We start from the raw sequence: 13,846 nt of genomic DNA, 5'->3' as shown, positions 1-13,846 counted from the left end.
AAGCTACGCGCGGCGGCGATCTCGAGGCGCACGGGAGTCGCGAGCGGCTCCGTACGCGGGCGCGCCGCCGGAGCTATGCCGCTGGCTCCCGTGTTGATCGATGTGAGCGACCGGACGACCTGCTGGCTGCTCGGCGACCAGCTCAACCCCGACCTCGACGTCCTCGACGACGCCGACGAGGTACTTTTGATCGAGGCGCACGGCTTCGCCGACCGGAAGCCGTACCACGCGCACAAGCTGACGCTGGTGTTCTCCGCGATGCGGCACTTCCGGGACCGACTCCGCGAGCGCGGTCACGACGTGACGTACGTGCGGGCTCCGTCGTTCGGCGACGGGCTCGACGAGTTCTTCGCCGAGCGCTCGGCGGGGACGGACGGCGACGGCGACGCGCCCGACCTGCGGCTCATGCGGCCCGCGAGCCACGGGGCCGGCGACCGGCTCCGCGAACTGGTCGCCGAGCGCGGCGGGAGCCTCGAACTCGTCGACAACGAGCTGTTCTGGACGACTCCGGCCGACTGGCGGTCGTGGGCCGGCGGCGAGGAGACCGATATCGGTCCGGACGGGGCCGCCGACCGCGGCTACCGACAGGAGAACTGGTACCGGCACGTCCGCCGGGAGACGGGCGTGTTGATGGACGACGGCGACCCGGTCGGCGGTGAGTGGAACTACGACGACGCGAACCAGGAGACGCCGCCCGACGACTGGGAGCCGCCCGCGCGGCCGACGTTCGAGCCGGACGAGCTGACCCGCGAGACCCACGCGTGGGTCCGCGAGCGGTTCGACACGTGGGGGAACGACTCGCTCGACGGGTTCGCATGGCCGGTCACCCGCGAGGAAGCGCAGAGGGCGCTCGACCGGTTCGTCCGCGAGGGGCTGCCCGCGTTCGGCCGGTATCAGGACGCGATGGTCGGCGGCGAGCCGTTCCTCTCGCACTCGCTGCTCTCGCCGGCGATCAACCTCGGACTGCTCGACCCGCGCGAGCCGGTCCGGGCGGTCGAGCGCGCTTACGAGGAGCGGGGCGTCGAGCCGGGCGCGTACGACCCCGAGGAACACGGCGACGCGGACGCCGGAGCGACCTCGCTCGACGAGTTCGGCGACGGCGCGACCGGGAGCGGAGGTCCGGGAAACGGGGGCGAAGCGGGGAGCGACGACCCCGTCCCGGTCCCGCTCAACGCCGCGGAGGGGTTCATACGGCAGGTGATCGGCTGGCGGGAGTTCGTGCGCCACGTCTACCGAGAGGCGATGCCGGAGTTGGCCGACGCGAACCGGCTGGAACAACGGCGGGAGCTCCCGCCGGCCTACTGGGACGGCGAGACCGACATGGAGTGTCTCTCGGAGGCCGTGGGCCACGTCCGCGAGTTCGGCTACGCCCACCACATCGAGCGGCTGATGGTGCTGTCGAACTTCGCGCTGATCTACGGCGCGAACCCCGCCGACCTGAACGAGTGGTTCCACCTCGGCTTCGTCGACGCATACCACTGGGTGACGACGCCGAACGTCGTCGCGATGGGGTCGTTCGGCACGGACGTGCTCTCCTCGAAGCCGTACGCCTCCTCGGGGAGCTACGTCAACCGGATGAGCGACCACTGCGCCGACTGCCCGTACGCCGTCTCGCGGACGACGGGCGAGGGCGCGTGTCCGTTCAACGCGCTCTACTGGGACTTCCTGAAGGAGAACGAGGAGACGCTCCGCGGCACCGGGCGGATGGGGCTGATGTACTCGCACGTCGACGGGAAAGACGACGCGGAGTGGGCGGAGATCCGCGAGCGCGCGGCCCGAGTGCGCGAACTGGCGGCGGCGGGGGAGTTGTAGCCGTGGGCGGAGGGAAACCGTCGCCGGAGAGCCGGACCGCCTATTCGCCGGTCGCGAGCCGCCGCAGCCGCGGGACCGCCTGCTCGTAGCCGAGCCCGACGAGGCCCACGTACAGCGCGATCAGGCCCATGCCGACGGCCCACGCGCCGAGCACGAGGTCGCCGCCGGAGACGGCGGAGAGTCCGAACTGTTCGAGCACGACGCCGAGCACGGACGCGACGCCGGCACCCAGCGTGACGACGAGGAGTTCGGCGAGTTCGACCGCGACGGCGGGTACTTCGACCATACCCCACGAGGGACGGTCGATCATTATGACTCTTTCGAGAGAACGGTGAACGTCGCGCCCGGCTCACTTCAGTCCGAACGACCGCATGACGGTGTCGGTCAGTCCCTTCGCGATCAGCGCGAGGCCGGCCAGAACCACCATCAGCGCGCCGGCGACGACCGGGTCGTGGAGGGTCAGGATGCCGATTCCGGCGAAGACGACGAGGACGCCGACGATGCCTTCGAGTCCGAGCGTGTCGCGCATGTGGTCGGGTCCGCGGTCCGGTGAGGTAAAAGGGCCGTTTCGGTCCCGACGGAGAGCGGCCCTTTTATTTCGGCGAGCGCGTATGGCCGGGTACGCATGAGCAACGGAGACGGCAGCGGTCGGAACGACCTCCGGATGCCCGACGACGACGAGGTGTTCGCGGAGGTCGTCGAGATGCTCGGCGCGAACCGCGTCAAGGTCCGCTGTGCGGACGGGAACGAGCGAACCGCGCGTATCCCCGGCCGGATGCAAAAGCGCGTGTGGATCCGCGAAGACGACATCGTCCTCGTCGAGCCGTGGGACTGGCAGGACGAGAAGGCCGACATCTCGTGGCGCTACGAGAAGAGCGAGGCGGAACAGCTCCGCGAGGAAGGTCACCTACAATAAGCGGTTTCGCGCGGATCGACGGTGAACGGCGTCGAGGTCCCAGCCAATCGCTTGCCAATCGTCGGTAGGAGAGCGACGACGAACACCGCCGGCCCCAGTCGCGAGGCGGGCGGACACTCGCTGTGCTCCTCGTCGCTCGTTTTACTCGCTCCTGTGGTGTCGCCGGCGGCTTCGCCGCCGGCTGTCCGTGGCGCGTAGCGCCACGCTGCTTGCGTCGCCTGCGCCCGCCTCGCGACTGCCCATTTAAGTCCGGCCCGACTGCTTCACACAGCACCTCACGCCTCCCCAACCTCGCCGCTCACGCCCTCCGGGCGTTCGCGGCGTCCCTCGCGCGTGCTCCTCGCGGCCGCCTTCGGCGGCACGCTCGGAGGAACGCGCCACCGCCGATAGCTCCGACCGCTCGCGCGGTTTTTAAGTCCGATCGACCCGGAACACGGCTATGCTCCGGCTCGCGATGACCACCGACGCTGAGACGTTCGAGCGCGTGCGCGGGCCGCTCGCGGAGCGCGGCATCGAGGTCGGCCACGTCCGAGCGAAGGAGCGGTCGCTCCGGGTCTCGGGCGGGGACGACGAGAGCGCGGACGTTGCGAGCGCGGACATCCCTGGCGAGTTCGACGGCTTCGACGTCGGACTCGTCTATCCCACCCGGCTGATGGAGGGGGCGGTGGTCGACGAGCGACTCGGCGTCCCGTGGGTGAACGGCCGCGACGCGGTCGTCACCTCGCGGAACAAGGCCGGCGTGCTGGCGAGACTCGACGCCGCCGGACTCCCCACGCCCCGGACGACGCTCGTCTCGAACCCCGTCGACGAGTCGGTCGTCGTCGATGCGGTCGAGGGATTCTCGTACCCCGTCGTCGTGAAGCCGAACTCCGCGACGCGAGGGGTGGGCGTCGCGACCGCGACCGACCCCGACTCGCTTCTGGGCGTCGTCGACTACCTGAACCTGATCCACGACTACCGCGCGACCGGCGACAAGTCGTTCCTGATCCAGGAGTTCCTGCCGGACGCGCGCGACTACCGAGCGATGGTCGTCGACGGGGAGTGCGCGGGGGCGGTGCGGCGCGAACTCGACGCCGACGCGCTCGCGGCCGGGCGCTGGAAGCACAACGTCCACCGGGGCGCGACGGCCCGCGGCGTCGACCTCGACCCCGAGGCCCGCGACCTCGCCGAGCGCGCGGCCGAGGCGCTCGGGATCGACTACCTCGGCGTCGACCTGCTGGAGACGGACGACCGACTCGTCGTCAACGAGACGAACGCCCGACCGACCGTCGACGCCGCGACGAAGTACGAGGACGACTTCTACGACCGGTTCGCGGCGCTGATCCGCCGGACCGCGGAGCGGGAGTGAAAGTGGGGAGTCCGAGCCGGATCAGACCAGATCGATCGACGCGCTGTCGTCGGCGCGGTCGAACGAGACCTCCAGCACGCCGTTGTTGAACGTCGCGTCCGCGGAGTGCTCGTCGACGGGGGCGGGGAGGTCGACGGTCTCGTCGTACTCGCGCCGGTCCGAGACCGCGGAGATGGTGAGCGCGTCGCCGTCACAGCGCAGCGAGAGGTCCTCCTTCGAGACGGCGGGGAGGTCGGCGACGAGACGCACCGACTCCTCGGTGGTGTAGGCGTCGACGTGGGTGTCGTCGCCGAACCCGGCGTCGTCGGCCGACGGCCCGTTCGCGTTGGCCATCTCGTTCATCATCCGCTCGATCTCCTCGAAGAAGTCTCCGAACGGATCGTCGCGGTCGTCTCTGTCCATACCTCCCGTGAGGTCGGTGACCCCGATAAGCCTTCTGTCGGTCGCCGTATCGGCCGCTACCCGCCCCGCGCGAGCGGGGTGACGGCCGCCGGCGAGCGCCGGGATCACCGCTCGCGTTCGGCCGGCGTTCGTAACAAATTCGAACGATTATGACGATCTCCGGGCGACTGAGCCGGATTTAAGTAGTTGCGTCTCAGCTTTTTCGGACATGAGTAAATCGAACCTGGCGGCCGGCGACGACGTGAGCGACGACGAGGTCGTTCGAGTGGGGCTCAACGGCTTCGGTCGCATCGGGCGCAACGTGTTCCGGGCGGTGTTGGAGAACCCGCGGATCGAACTCGTCGGGATCAACGACGTGATGGACGTCGACGACATGGGCTACCTCGCGAAGTACGACACCGTCATGGGCCGGCTCGACGGCGTCGAGCGCGACGGCGAGGAGCTGACGGTCGGCGACACCTCGGTCCCGCTGTTCAACGTCCAGGACCCCGCCGACCTCCCGTGGGACGAGCTCGACGTCGACGTCGCCTTGGAGTGTACGGGGATCTTCCGCACCCGCGACGACGCGAGCGCGCACCTCGACGGCGGCGCGGACACCGTGATCATCTCCGCCCCGCCGAAGGGCGAGAAGCCGGTCAAACAGCTCGTCTACGGCGTCAACCACGACGAGTACGAGGGCGACGACGTGATCTCGAACGCCTCCTGTACGACGAACTCCATCACGCCGGTCGCGAAGGTGCTCGACGCGGAGTTCGGCATCGACGCCGGCACCCTCACCACCGTCCACGCGTACACCGGTTCGCAGAGCCTCATCGACGGCCCGATGTCGAAGCGCCGCCGCGGGCGCGCGGCCGCCGAGAACATCGTCCCCACCTCGACCGGTGCCGCCGGCGCGGCCCAGGAGGTTCTCCCGCAGCTGGAGGGGAAGATCGACGGCATGGCGATGCGCGTCCCGGTGCCGACCGGCTCCATCACCGAGTTCGTCGTCAGCCTCGACGAGCAGGTCACCGAGGAGGAGGTCAACGCCGCCTTCCGCGACGCGGCGGACTCCGGCCCGCTCGCGGGCGTCCTCGGCTACACAGACGACGAGGTCGTCTCCTCGGACATCGTCGGTCTCCCCTTCTCCAGCTACGTTGACCTCCAGTCAACGAACGTCATCGCCGGGGGGAAGCTGCTGAAGATTCTCACCTGGTACGACAACGAGTACGGCTTCTCGAACCGGATGCTCGACATGGCCGCGTACGTCCACGACGAGGCGTAAGCGGCCGGTTTGCGGCGTAGTAGCGACCGATCGCGACCGCTTCCCTCCGGCGCGCGACCGCAGCGTCGTTCGGAAACCCACCACTAAGTAGTTCATCGACGACAGTCCACCCATGACAGATTTCGACACCATCGACGACCTCCCGACAGACAAACGCGTCCTCGTCCGGCTCGACCTCAACTCCCCGGTCGAGGACGGCGAACCGCAGGACAACCGCCGGTTCGAGCGCCACGCGCGGACCGTCCGCGAACTGGCCGAGGCCGGCCACCGCGTCGTGCTCATGGCCCATCAGGGCCGCCCCGGCCGCGACGACTTCACCACGCTCGCGGGCCACGCGGCGATCCTCGCCGACCACGTCGGCCGCGACGTGGCGTTCGTCGCCGACACCTACGGCGACGAGGCGCTGGACGCGATCGACGCGCTCGGCGCAGGCGAGGTCCTCCTCTTGGAGAACACCCGGATGTGCGACGGCGAACTGCCGAAGGAGTCGCCCGAGGAGAAGGCCGCGACCGAGTTCGTCGAGACGCTCGCGCCGCGCTTCGACGCGTACGTCAACGACGCCTACTCGGCCGCCCACCGGAAGCACGCCTCGCTGGTCGGCTTCCCGCTCGCCCTCCCGTCGTACGCGGGCCGCGTGATGGAGACCGAGTACGAGGCGAACACCGCCATCGCCACCCGCGAGTTCGACGGTCCGGTGACGATGGTCGTCGGCGGGACGAAGGCGACGGACGTGATCGGCGTGATGGACGCCTTAGACGAGAAGGTGGACCGCTTCCTGCTCGGCGGCGTCGCGGGCGAACTGTTCCTGCGCGCCGCGGGCCACCCCGTCGGTCACGACGTGGGGGAGATGGACCTGTTCGACGAGCAGTGGGAACGGAACCGCGAACTGATCGAGTCGGTGCTCGACGAGCGCGGCGACGCGATCCGGCTGGCGAGCGACCTCGCGTACGAGGGCCCCGACGGCGACCGCGCGGAGGTCGCCGTCGACGACATCGACGAGAAGACCGAGGGGTACCTCGACGTCGGCCCGGAGACCGTCGCCGACTACGAGCCGGCGATCCGCGAGTCCGACGCCGTCTTCGTGAAGGGCGCGCTCGGCGTCTTCGAGGACGAGCGGTTCGCGGACGGGACGGTCGGCGTCCTCGAAGCCATCGCCGAGACCGACTGCTTCTCGGTCGTCGGCGGCGGCGACACCTCCCGGGCCATCGAGATGTACGGCATGAGCGAGGACGAGTTCTCGCACGTCTCCATCGCCGGCGGGGCGTACATCCGCGCGCTGACGGGCGAGCCGCTCCCGGCGGTGGAGGCGCTGGAGGCGGCCGCGAAGCGGGAGTAACGGGCTAGACCGTCGGCCGAGTCACTCCTCGTCGACGTCGAGGTCGAACTGCGCGTTCTCGGTGACCGCGTTCAGGACGACGCTCGTGTTCGACTCGCGGATGTCCGCGTCCGTGAGGATCGACTTGATCTGGTCGTTCATCCCGTCCGTGTCGGTGAACTTCCCGATCGCGATCACGTCGTAGTCGCCGGTGACCTCGTAGACGCTCACCATCTGTTTCTCCTGCCGCAGTTTCTCGGTGACGTCCGGCAGCGCGCTCCCCTCGACCTTGAGCTGGAGGACGGCCGTCACGTCGTAGCCGAGCTTGTCGTAGTCGACGACGGGCGTGTATCCCTGAATGACCCCTTCCTCTTCGAGGTCGCGGAGGTGGTTCGACACCGTCGTCACCGAGACGTCCAGTTCGTCCCCGAGGCTCCGAAGGCTCGCGCGGCCGTTACTGAGCAGGGAGTTGATGAGCATCGCGTCGAGGTTTTCGTACGTCATCACAACCGATCACGCTTCCGGGGGTTTAGAATTTTACGAACGTCCAGCACATTTCCCCACCCGGCGGTTCATGCGCCAAGCGATAAGGCCTTTATACTGGCAGATAACGAATCAAACGTCCAGAACATGACGGACGAACACGCGAAACCGGACGGCGGCCTCACGGCCGAGGAACAGGCAGTACTCGACGAGATCGAAGAGCAGAACATCGATTTCCTGCGGCTCCAGTTCACCGACATCCTCGGCGTCGTGAAGAACGTCTCCGTCCCCGCCCACCAGGCGGAGAAGGCGTTCACCGAGGGCATCTACTTCGACGGCTCCTCGATCGAGGGGTTCGTGCGCATTCAGGAGTCGGACATGCGGCTCGTACCCGACCCCGACACGTTCGCGGTGCTCCCGTGGCGCAGCGACGGGAACGGCGACAGCGGGGCCGCGCGGCTCATCTGCGACATCGTCGACACCGACGGCGAGCCGTTCGCCGGCGGTCCGCGGCAGGTGCTCAAGAGCGTCCTCGAAGAGGCCGAGGAGATGGGCTACTCCGTCTCCATCGGTCCCGAGCCGGAGTTCTTCCTGTTCGAGAAGGACGACGACGGCAACGCGACGACGATCCCCCACGACAACGGCGGCTACTTCGATCTCGCCCCGAAGGACCTCGCGTCCGACGTGCGTAAGGAGATCATCTTCACGCTGGAGAAGATGGGCTTCGAGATCGAGGCCTCCCACCACGAGGTCGCCGAGGGCCAACACGAGATCAACTTCAAGTACGACGACGCGCTCACGACCGCGGACAACATCGCGACGTTCCGCGCCGTCGTCCGCGCGGTCGCCGAGCAGCACGACCTGCACGCGACGTTCATGCCCAAGCCGATCGCCGACATCAACGGCTCGGGCATGCACAGCCACATCTCGCTGTTCGACGAGGACGGCAACGCGTTCTCCGACGACGACGACGAGTTCAACCTGAGCGAGACCGCCTACCAGTTCATGGGCGGCATCTTAGAGCACGCGCCCGCGTTCACGGCCGTCACCAACCCGACCGTGAACTCCTACAAGCGGCTGGTGCCCGGCTACGAGGCACCGATCTACGTCGCGTGGTCCGACACGAACCGCTCGGCGCTCGTCCGCGTCCCGGACGCCGCGGGCGTCTCCGCCCGCTTCGAGGTCCGCAGCCCCGACCCGTCCTGTAACCCCTACCTCGGCATGGCGTCGCTCATCGCCGCCGGGCTCGACGGGATCAAGACCGGTGCCGACCCCGGCGACCCGGTCCGCGAGGACATCTACGAGTTCGACGACGAGAAGCGCGAGGAGTACGGCATCGAGACGCTGCCGCCGAACCTCGGTGCCGCCGTCGAGGAGCTGGAGGCCGACGAGGTGCTTCAGGAGGCGCTCGGCCCGCACACCTCCGAGAAGTTCGCCGAGGCGAAGTCCCAGGAGTTCAGCGAGTACCTCACCCAGGTGTCGCAGTGGGAGGAGGACCGCTACCTGGAGACGTTCTGAGGCGGGTTCCCCCTCGCGGCGTCGCCGCCGCAGTCGCGTTTCGTTTTCGCTTTTTTCAGCCGTCGAGTGGACCGTCGACGAGGAGCACTCAGGTCGGCCGTCCCGCGTATTCCGGGAGTGCGGGCAGCGCGACGACCGCGACCACGGCGACGGTCGTCGCGACCAGCGTGACGGGCAGCGAGTCCGCGAGCGCGTACGCGCCGACCCACAGCGCGCCGGTGACCGCCAGCGCGGGGACGGCGACCCGAATCGACAGCGGCGGCTCGTCGCCGGCGACGAGCCGCCACCCGATCGCACCGCCGAACCCGGTGGCGATTCCGATTCCGGCCTCGACGACCTCGCCGGTGTGTCCGCCCGTGAGGGCGACGCCGGCGGCGACGAGCGAGAGCCCGGCGGCCGTCAGGAACGCGGGCGCGGGGTCCAGGTCGGCGGTCGGACCGGCCGGCGAGGTCGCGGCCGCCGACCGGCGGACCCGCGGGTCGCCGGCGAGCCACAGGGCCCCGAGGACGACGCCGCTCCCGACGGCCAGTCCCGCGAGCACGTCGACGAGGTAGTGGACCTCGATGACGACGCGCGAGGCCGCGACCGCGAGGGCGACGCCGGCGGCCGCGACGTACCGAGTTTTCGGCGTCCAGAGCCGGTCGTACAGCAGCGCGATGGCGAGGTACGCCGCCGCGCCGCCGGTGGCGTGGCCGCTCGGGAAGCCGAACCCGTCGGAGAGCACCTGCGCCTCGTACCATCCCGAGAGGAGCGCGGGGAGCCACGTGGGCACGTCCGCCGGCCCCATCGCGCCCGGGGGACGGGGGACCGCGAACCACGCCTTGCCGAGCGCCGTCGCGGCGTACGCGCAGGTAACGGCCGCGATGGCGGTGGCTCCGGCGCGGCGCGGTGACCCCGCGGTCCCGTCGCTCGCAAACCAGTAGCCGACCGCGAGCAGCGCGAAGAGGAACCACGGGTCCGCGAGGTGCGTGACGGCCGCGAAGGCCACGACGACGACCTCCGGGAGGGCGTCGACGATCGCGGTCTCGCCGAGTCCGCGCTCCGCGGCGACCAGTCCGGTCACCGGGGAGCCACCCCGGTCCCGTCGCGCCGGGCGTCGCGGGGCTCAGTCATCGCCGCGGCCGCGGGCGTAATCGAGCGCCTTGCCCGGCGTTTCGAGCAGGTTCAACCCGATTCCGACGACGACGAATATCGTGTACAGGCCGAGCGTCGACAGCCCGAGGACGACGATGGCACCGACCGCGTAGATCCCCTGCAGCGACGTCAGCGCCGCGAGCGTCAGCACCGTGCCGTACAGCAGGACGAGGTACGGACCCCAGCCCCGGGCGTGTCCGCGGCGCATTCGGGACCGGACGTACCGCTTCAGTTCCGACTCGACTTCGGGTTTGTCGACCGTGCGTCGTTCCACGTCGTCCTCGAACTCGTCGAGCTGCGACCGCAGCTCTCGGACCTCCGCTTCGAGGGCGGCGACGTCCGGCGCGCCGCGCGGCCGTTCGTCGTCGTCCCCGGAGGCGTCCGACTCGCCGTTCATACCCGTGGGTCGGCCGCGGTCCTGTTGTAACTGCCGGTCCGCGGCGTCGTCCGCGCTCCCGGCGGCACCGGCGGGCCCGGTTCCGCCGGGATCGTCGGGGGTCGCCCGCCCCGCGAGCACCACGTTGACCACGCCGCCGAGCACGACGACGATGGCCGCGAGGTACAGCCACGTGACTAGCAGTAGGATCCCGCCGATGACGCCGTACACCTGATACTGCGCGGCGCTCGCGGCGTACACCTGAAACCCGGCCTGAAGCAGCGTCCAGCAGACCGCCGCGAACGCCGCGCCCGGCAGCGCCTCGCGGACGGAGAGGGTCGGCTGCGGGAGGAGGTAGTACATCGGGAGGAAGACGACGGCGAGGAACGCCGGCAGCGCGAGGACGCTCGCCGCCTCGACCAGCGGGACCGCGTCCGCGGCCGCGACGAACGCGCCGACGACGACCATCACGCCGATGCCGACGCCGACCGCGACGACGACCGAGGCGGCGTCAGCGACCTGTTTGAGGAACCCCGGGGTCCCGTCGCCGCCGTACAGGGAGACGAACGCCGTGTCGAGTCCGCGGAACACCTTCAGGGTCGACCACAGCAGCACCCCGAGTCCGAGCAGGCTCGCGCCGGTCCGGCCGCCGGCCGAGGAGACGGCCCCGACGACCGCCTCCTCGCCCGCCGGGGTGAGGAACTCGCCCGTCGACGCGACCAGCTCCGCGGCGATGGTCTCGCCGAAGACGGCGGTGGCGACGACGACGAGCAACAGGAGCGCGGGGACGAGCGAGACGAACGCGTAGTAGGCGATCGCGGCCGCGAGGAACGTCACCTGTCGGTCGATCGCGAGGTCGGCGACGCGCCGAACCGTGCCGAACGCGGTGCGCGAGTGTCGGGACACGCCCCGCCCTTCGACCGACCGCGACAAAAGCGGGCGGGTGGCGGGCGGGGCGGAGACCGGTCGGTCCGCGGCGGCGCGGGGTCCTCGCGACGGTCGGCCGGGCGGTCAGTCCGCGTCCGTTCCGAGGACCGCCTCGCGCATCTCCGGGATCGACGCGGTGCTCTTGACCGCCGTCCCGCGGTAGTGCGCGCGGCTCGCCTCGTGACCGGCGGCGCGCAGGCGCTCGACGAACTCGTCCATGCCGATGGCCGGCTCGCCCCACTGCTTGTACAGGCGGTGCTGGTCGTAGTGGGTCGGCGTGTCGATCTCGCGCGCGACGGTGCCGAGCAGCTTCCGCGCCCGCTTCGCCTCGCCCATGTCGTCGGTCACCTCGCGCCGGACGGCGCGCGCGAAGTCGGGGTCCGCGACGGGACCGAGCCAGATCGGCCCGGCGGTGAGGACGCGGTCGCTCCCGCACTCCGGACAGGCGTCGACCGGGTCGGCGATCCGACCGCGGGTCGGCGACCGCCACAGGCAGTCCTCGCAGCCGTCGACGTGGCCCAGCGCTTCGAGGCAGTCGTCGGCCGCGCGGGCACCCGACTCCAGTTCGAGGTAGGTCCGCGCGTAGTGGCGGGAGACGTGCGAGAGGATCGGTCGGGCCGCCTTGTCGTAGCGCGCCGCGGTCCGGACGAGCGCGGAGACGAGCGTCCGCAGCCCCATCTCCGGGTGGTAGTCGGTGTTGCGCGGGACCGCGCCGTACTTCCGGATCCCGCTTTGGAGGTGGGCACCGCACAGCGGCGCGGTGTCCGTGGCGGTGACGCAGATCAGGTTGCGGCCGTTCGCGAACGCCGCGTCCGCGAAGGGGATCGGCGTGCCGTACGGGTCCAGGTCGACGACGTCGAACGGCCCCTCGTCGTACAGCAGGGCGTTGACGTCGCGGTGGACCGCCTCGCCGTCCAGCCCGTTGGCGTCAAGGTTCGCCGCGGCGAGGTCGACCGCGTCCGCGTCGACGTCGGCGCAGGTGATGTCGTACCCCTCGGCGGCGGCCCGGACGCCGCGAACCCCCGAGGCCGCCATCGCGTCGAGGTACGAGGCCGCCCGCGGCTCGCGCTCGCGGTAGGCGCGCAGCGTCGCGACGGTCACGTCGCGGTTCAGTTCCTGCGTCGGGTTGAAGAAGACGCCGCCGCCGGTGCCCTCGCTGGCACCGTCGCGGGCCTCCGGGACGGAGACGGTGATCCCGCCCTCTTCGATGTCCATGCCTCCGGTTCGGCCATCCGAGCTAAAAGGGCCGCGCTCCGAGACGGGCGGCCGCCGCCGGCGACCGGGAACCGATCGACCGGGGACGAGGACAATGGGAGGCTTTTACGCCGCCGGCGCGGAATGCGGACGTATGAACGGAGACGCCACGCGACGGCGACGCGACGCGCCCGACGGCGAGACGGAGGGGCGAGGATGGTGAGTCCGGCCCGAGTGGACGCGATAACCGACATCGCGTACGGGGCGCTGATCGCCGTATCGATCGTGCTCATCGCGACGACCCAGATGAACACCGTGGCGATGGCCTTCGGGATCGGGGTGTTCGCCTCGTACGTGATCCACGTCGTCTGGAAGATGGCGCGGTTCGACCCCGACTGGATGACCCGCGAGGTCGCGGACCAGGTCGGCAAACAGGTCGAGGAGAGCGTCGGCGAGACCGTCGACAAGGAAGTCGAGAAGACCGTCGGCGAGACAGTCAACAAGGAAGTCGAGAAGACCGTCGGCGAGACGGTGAGCAAGGAGGTCGAGAAGACCGTCGAGGAGACCGTCGGCGAGAAGGTCGAAGAGACGGTGAGCAAGGAGGTCGAAAAGAGCGTGGGCGAGACCGTCAACAAGGAGGTCAGCGGAGTCGCCGACGACGTCAGCGACACCGTCAGCGAGGAGGTGAGCGGGAAGGTCGAAGAGACGGTCGGCGAGACCGTCGAGAAGACCGTCGAGGAGAAGGTCGGAGAGACGGTCGAGGAGAAGGTCGGCGAAACGGTTGAAAAGACCGTCGAGGAAACCGTCGAGAAGACCGTCGAGGAGAAGGTCGGCGAAACCGTCGAGGAGAAGGTCGGCGAAACCGTCGAGGAGACCGTAGGCGAGACGGTCGAAGAAACGGTGGAGAAGACCGTCGAGGAAACCGTCGGGGAGGCGGTCGAGGAAACCGTCGAGAAGACCGTCGAGGAGACCGTCGGCGAGACGGTCGAAGAAACAGTGGAGAAGACCGTGGACGAGAAGGTCAACGCGGACGACGAGGACGACTCCGAAGCGGACGGGGACGGCGACCGACGCGACGAGTCGTAGGCGGCGCTGACGGCGGAGTGCGGCCGGCGTCCGCTCACTCGACGCGACTTCGGCGTCCTTTTTCGAAACGATGA

The 13,846-nt window shown here is 69.7% G+C and carries 14 protein-coding genes; 7 read left to right on the top strand and 7 right to left on the bottom strand.

Translation table 11 applies throughout. The features are described 5' to 3' along the window. The first annotated feature begins 102 nt into the window (after positions 1-102). Entirely contained in the window at positions 103-1,812 is a 1,710-nt protein-coding gene (locus NAF06_RS07375) for a cryptochrome/photolyase family protein (RefSeq protein WP_008584826.1), read from the top strand. Positions 1,813-1,852: 40 nt separating this feature from the next. On the opposite strand, the gene NAF06_RS07370 is transcribed toward NAF06_RS07375, so the two are convergent. Together NAF06_RS07370 and NAF06_RS07365 are read right to left on the bottom strand one after the other, a co-directional pair. Further along, positions 1,853-2,098: a DUF8151 family protein gene (locus NAF06_RS07370; RefSeq protein WP_008584829.1), complete on the bottom strand. Its 246-nt coding sequence runs from the start codon at positions 2,096-2,098 to the stop codon at positions 1,853-1,855. A 63-nt stretch (positions 2,099-2,161) separates the two neighbouring features. Then, positions 2,162-2,341 (bottom strand): DUF7470 family protein, encoded by a 180-nt coding sequence (locus tag NAF06_RS07365; protein WP_008584831.1) that lies wholly within the window; start codon positions 2,339-2,341, stop codon positions 2,162-2,164. Between the two features lie 96 nt (positions 2,342-2,437). Between NAF06_RS07365 and eif1A the strand changes: the two genes are divergently transcribed. Next, positions 2,438-2,728 carry a translation initiation factor eIF-1A gene (gene eif1A / locus NAF06_RS07360; protein ID WP_008584833.1) on the top strand — a complete coding sequence of 97 codons (291 nt, stop codon included), beginning with the start codon at positions 2,438-2,440 and terminating at the stop codon, positions 2,726-2,728. Positions 2,729-3,167: 439 nt separating this feature from the next. Beyond that, entirely contained in the window at positions 3,168-4,076 is a 909-nt protein-coding gene (locus tag NAF06_RS07355) for an ATP-grasp domain-containing protein (protein WP_008584835.1), read from the top strand. 21 nt (positions 4,077-4,097) lie between these two features. On the opposite strand, the gene NAF06_RS07350 is transcribed toward NAF06_RS07355, so the two are convergent. After that, a complete protein-coding gene (locus NAF06_RS07350; protein WP_006630207.1) occupies positions 4,098-4,478 on the bottom strand; it encodes an Hsp20/alpha crystallin family protein in 381 nt (126 codons plus the stop codon). A 208-nt stretch (positions 4,479-4,686) separates the two neighbouring features. On the opposite strand from NAF06_RS07350, the gene gap reads away from it, so the two are divergent. Continuing rightward, positions 4,687-5,739: a type I glyceraldehyde-3-phosphate dehydrogenase gene (gene gap, locus NAF06_RS07345; RefSeq protein ID WP_008584838.1), complete on the top strand. Its 1,053-nt coding sequence runs from the start codon at positions 4,687-4,689 to the stop codon at positions 5,737-5,739. Between the two features lie 112 nt (positions 5,740-5,851). Then, entirely contained in the window at positions 5,852-7,075 is a 1,224-nt protein-coding gene (locus NAF06_RS07340) for a phosphoglycerate kinase (RefSeq protein WP_008584840.1), read from the top strand. 21 nt (positions 7,076-7,096) lie between these two features. Here the strand turns inward: NAF06_RS07340 and lrp are convergent, their stop codons facing one another. Continuing rightward, a complete protein-coding gene (lrp, locus tag NAF06_RS07335) occupies positions 7,097-7,558 on the bottom strand; it encodes an HTH-type transcriptional regulator Lrp (RefSeq protein ID WP_008584842.1) in 462 nt (153 codons plus the stop codon). A 126-nt stretch (positions 7,559-7,684) separates the two neighbouring features. On the opposite strand from lrp, the gene glnA reads away from it, so the two are divergent. Continuing rightward, positions 7,685-9,055 (top strand): type I glutamate--ammonia ligase, encoded by a 1,371-nt coding sequence (glnA, locus tag NAF06_RS07330; RefSeq protein ID WP_008584844.1) that lies wholly within the window; start codon positions 7,685-7,687, stop codon positions 9,053-9,055. Positions 9,056-9,143: 88 nt separating this feature from the next. Here glnA and NAF06_RS07325 read toward each other — a convergent pair whose 3' ends face one another. From NAF06_RS07325 to NAF06_RS07315, 3 genes are all read right to left on the bottom strand, one after another. Then, positions 9,144-10,118 (bottom strand): phosphatase PAP2 family protein, encoded by a 975-nt coding sequence (locus tag NAF06_RS07325; protein WP_008584846.1) that lies wholly within the window; start codon positions 10,116-10,118, stop codon positions 9,144-9,146. Between the two features lie 42 nt (positions 10,119-10,160). After that, positions 10,161-11,471: a YihY/virulence factor BrkB family protein gene (locus tag NAF06_RS07320; RefSeq protein ID WP_008584848.1), complete on the bottom strand. Its 1,311-nt coding sequence runs from the start codon at positions 11,469-11,471 to the stop codon at positions 10,161-10,163. Positions 11,472-11,576: 105 nt separating this feature from the next. Beyond that, positions 11,577-12,707, bottom strand: a complete 1,131-nt coding sequence (locus tag NAF06_RS07315) for a tRNA (guanine(26)-N(2))-dimethyltransferase (RefSeq protein WP_008584850.1) — start codon at positions 12,705-12,707, stop codon at positions 11,577-11,579. A gap of 195 nt (positions 12,708-12,902) precedes the next feature. On the opposite strand from NAF06_RS07315, the gene NAF06_RS07310 reads away from it, so the two are divergent. Continuing rightward, entirely contained in the window at positions 12,903-13,772 is an 870-nt protein-coding gene (locus NAF06_RS07310; protein WP_049908813.1) for a hypothetical protein, read from the top strand. Positions 13,773-13,846: the final 74 nt, after the last annotated feature.

This window comes from Halorubrum hochsteinianum, assembly GCF_023702125.1.
Taxonomy (GTDB): Archaea; Halobacteriota; Halobacteria; order Halobacteriales; family Haloferacaceae; genus Halorubrum; species Halorubrum hochsteinianum.
This window is presented reverse-complemented; position numbering and strand designations above follow the sequence as displayed.

Bases quoted from the DNA above. Each gene is read 5' to 3' on its own strand.
- NAF06_RS07370 (WP_008584829.1), bottom strand. From the start codon at position 2,098: ATGGTCGAAGTACCCGCCGTCGCGGTCGAACTCGCCGAACTCCTCGTC.
- NAF06_RS07365 (WP_008584831.1), bottom strand. From the start codon at position 2,341: ATGCGCGACACGCTCGGACTCGAAGGCATCGTCGGCGTCCTCGTCGTC.
- eif1A (WP_008584833.1), top strand. From the start codon at position 2,438: ATGAGCAACGGAGACGGCAGCGGTCGGAACGACCTCCGGATGCCCGAC.
- NAF06_RS07355 (WP_008584835.1), top strand. From the start codon at position 3,168: ATGCTCCGGCTCGCGATGACCACCGACGCTGAGACGTTCGAGCGCGTG.
- NAF06_RS07350 (WP_006630207.1), bottom strand. From the start codon at position 4,478: ATGGACAGAGACGACCGCGACGATCCGTTCGGAGACTTCTTCGAGGAG.
- gap (WP_008584838.1), top strand. From the start codon at position 4,687: ATGAGTAAATCGAACCTGGCGGCCGGCGACGACGTGAGCGACGACGAG.
- NAF06_RS07340 (WP_008584840.1), top strand. From the start codon at position 5,852: ATGACAGATTTCGACACCATCGACGACCTCCCGACAGACAAACGCGTC.
- lrp (WP_008584842.1), bottom strand. From the start codon at position 7,558: ATGACGTACGAAAACCTCGACGCGATGCTCATCAACTCCCTGCTCAGT.
- glnA (WP_008584844.1), top strand. From the start codon at position 7,685: ATGACGGACGAACACGCGAAACCGGACGGCGGCCTCACGGCCGAGGAA.
- NAF06_RS07315 (WP_008584850.1), bottom strand. From the start codon at position 12,707: ATGGACATCGAAGAGGGCGGGATCACCGTCTCCGTCCCGGAGGCCCGC.
- NAF06_RS07310 (WP_049908813.1), top strand. From the start codon at position 12,903: ATGGTGAGTCCGGCCCGAGTGGACGCGATAACCGACATCGCGTACGGG.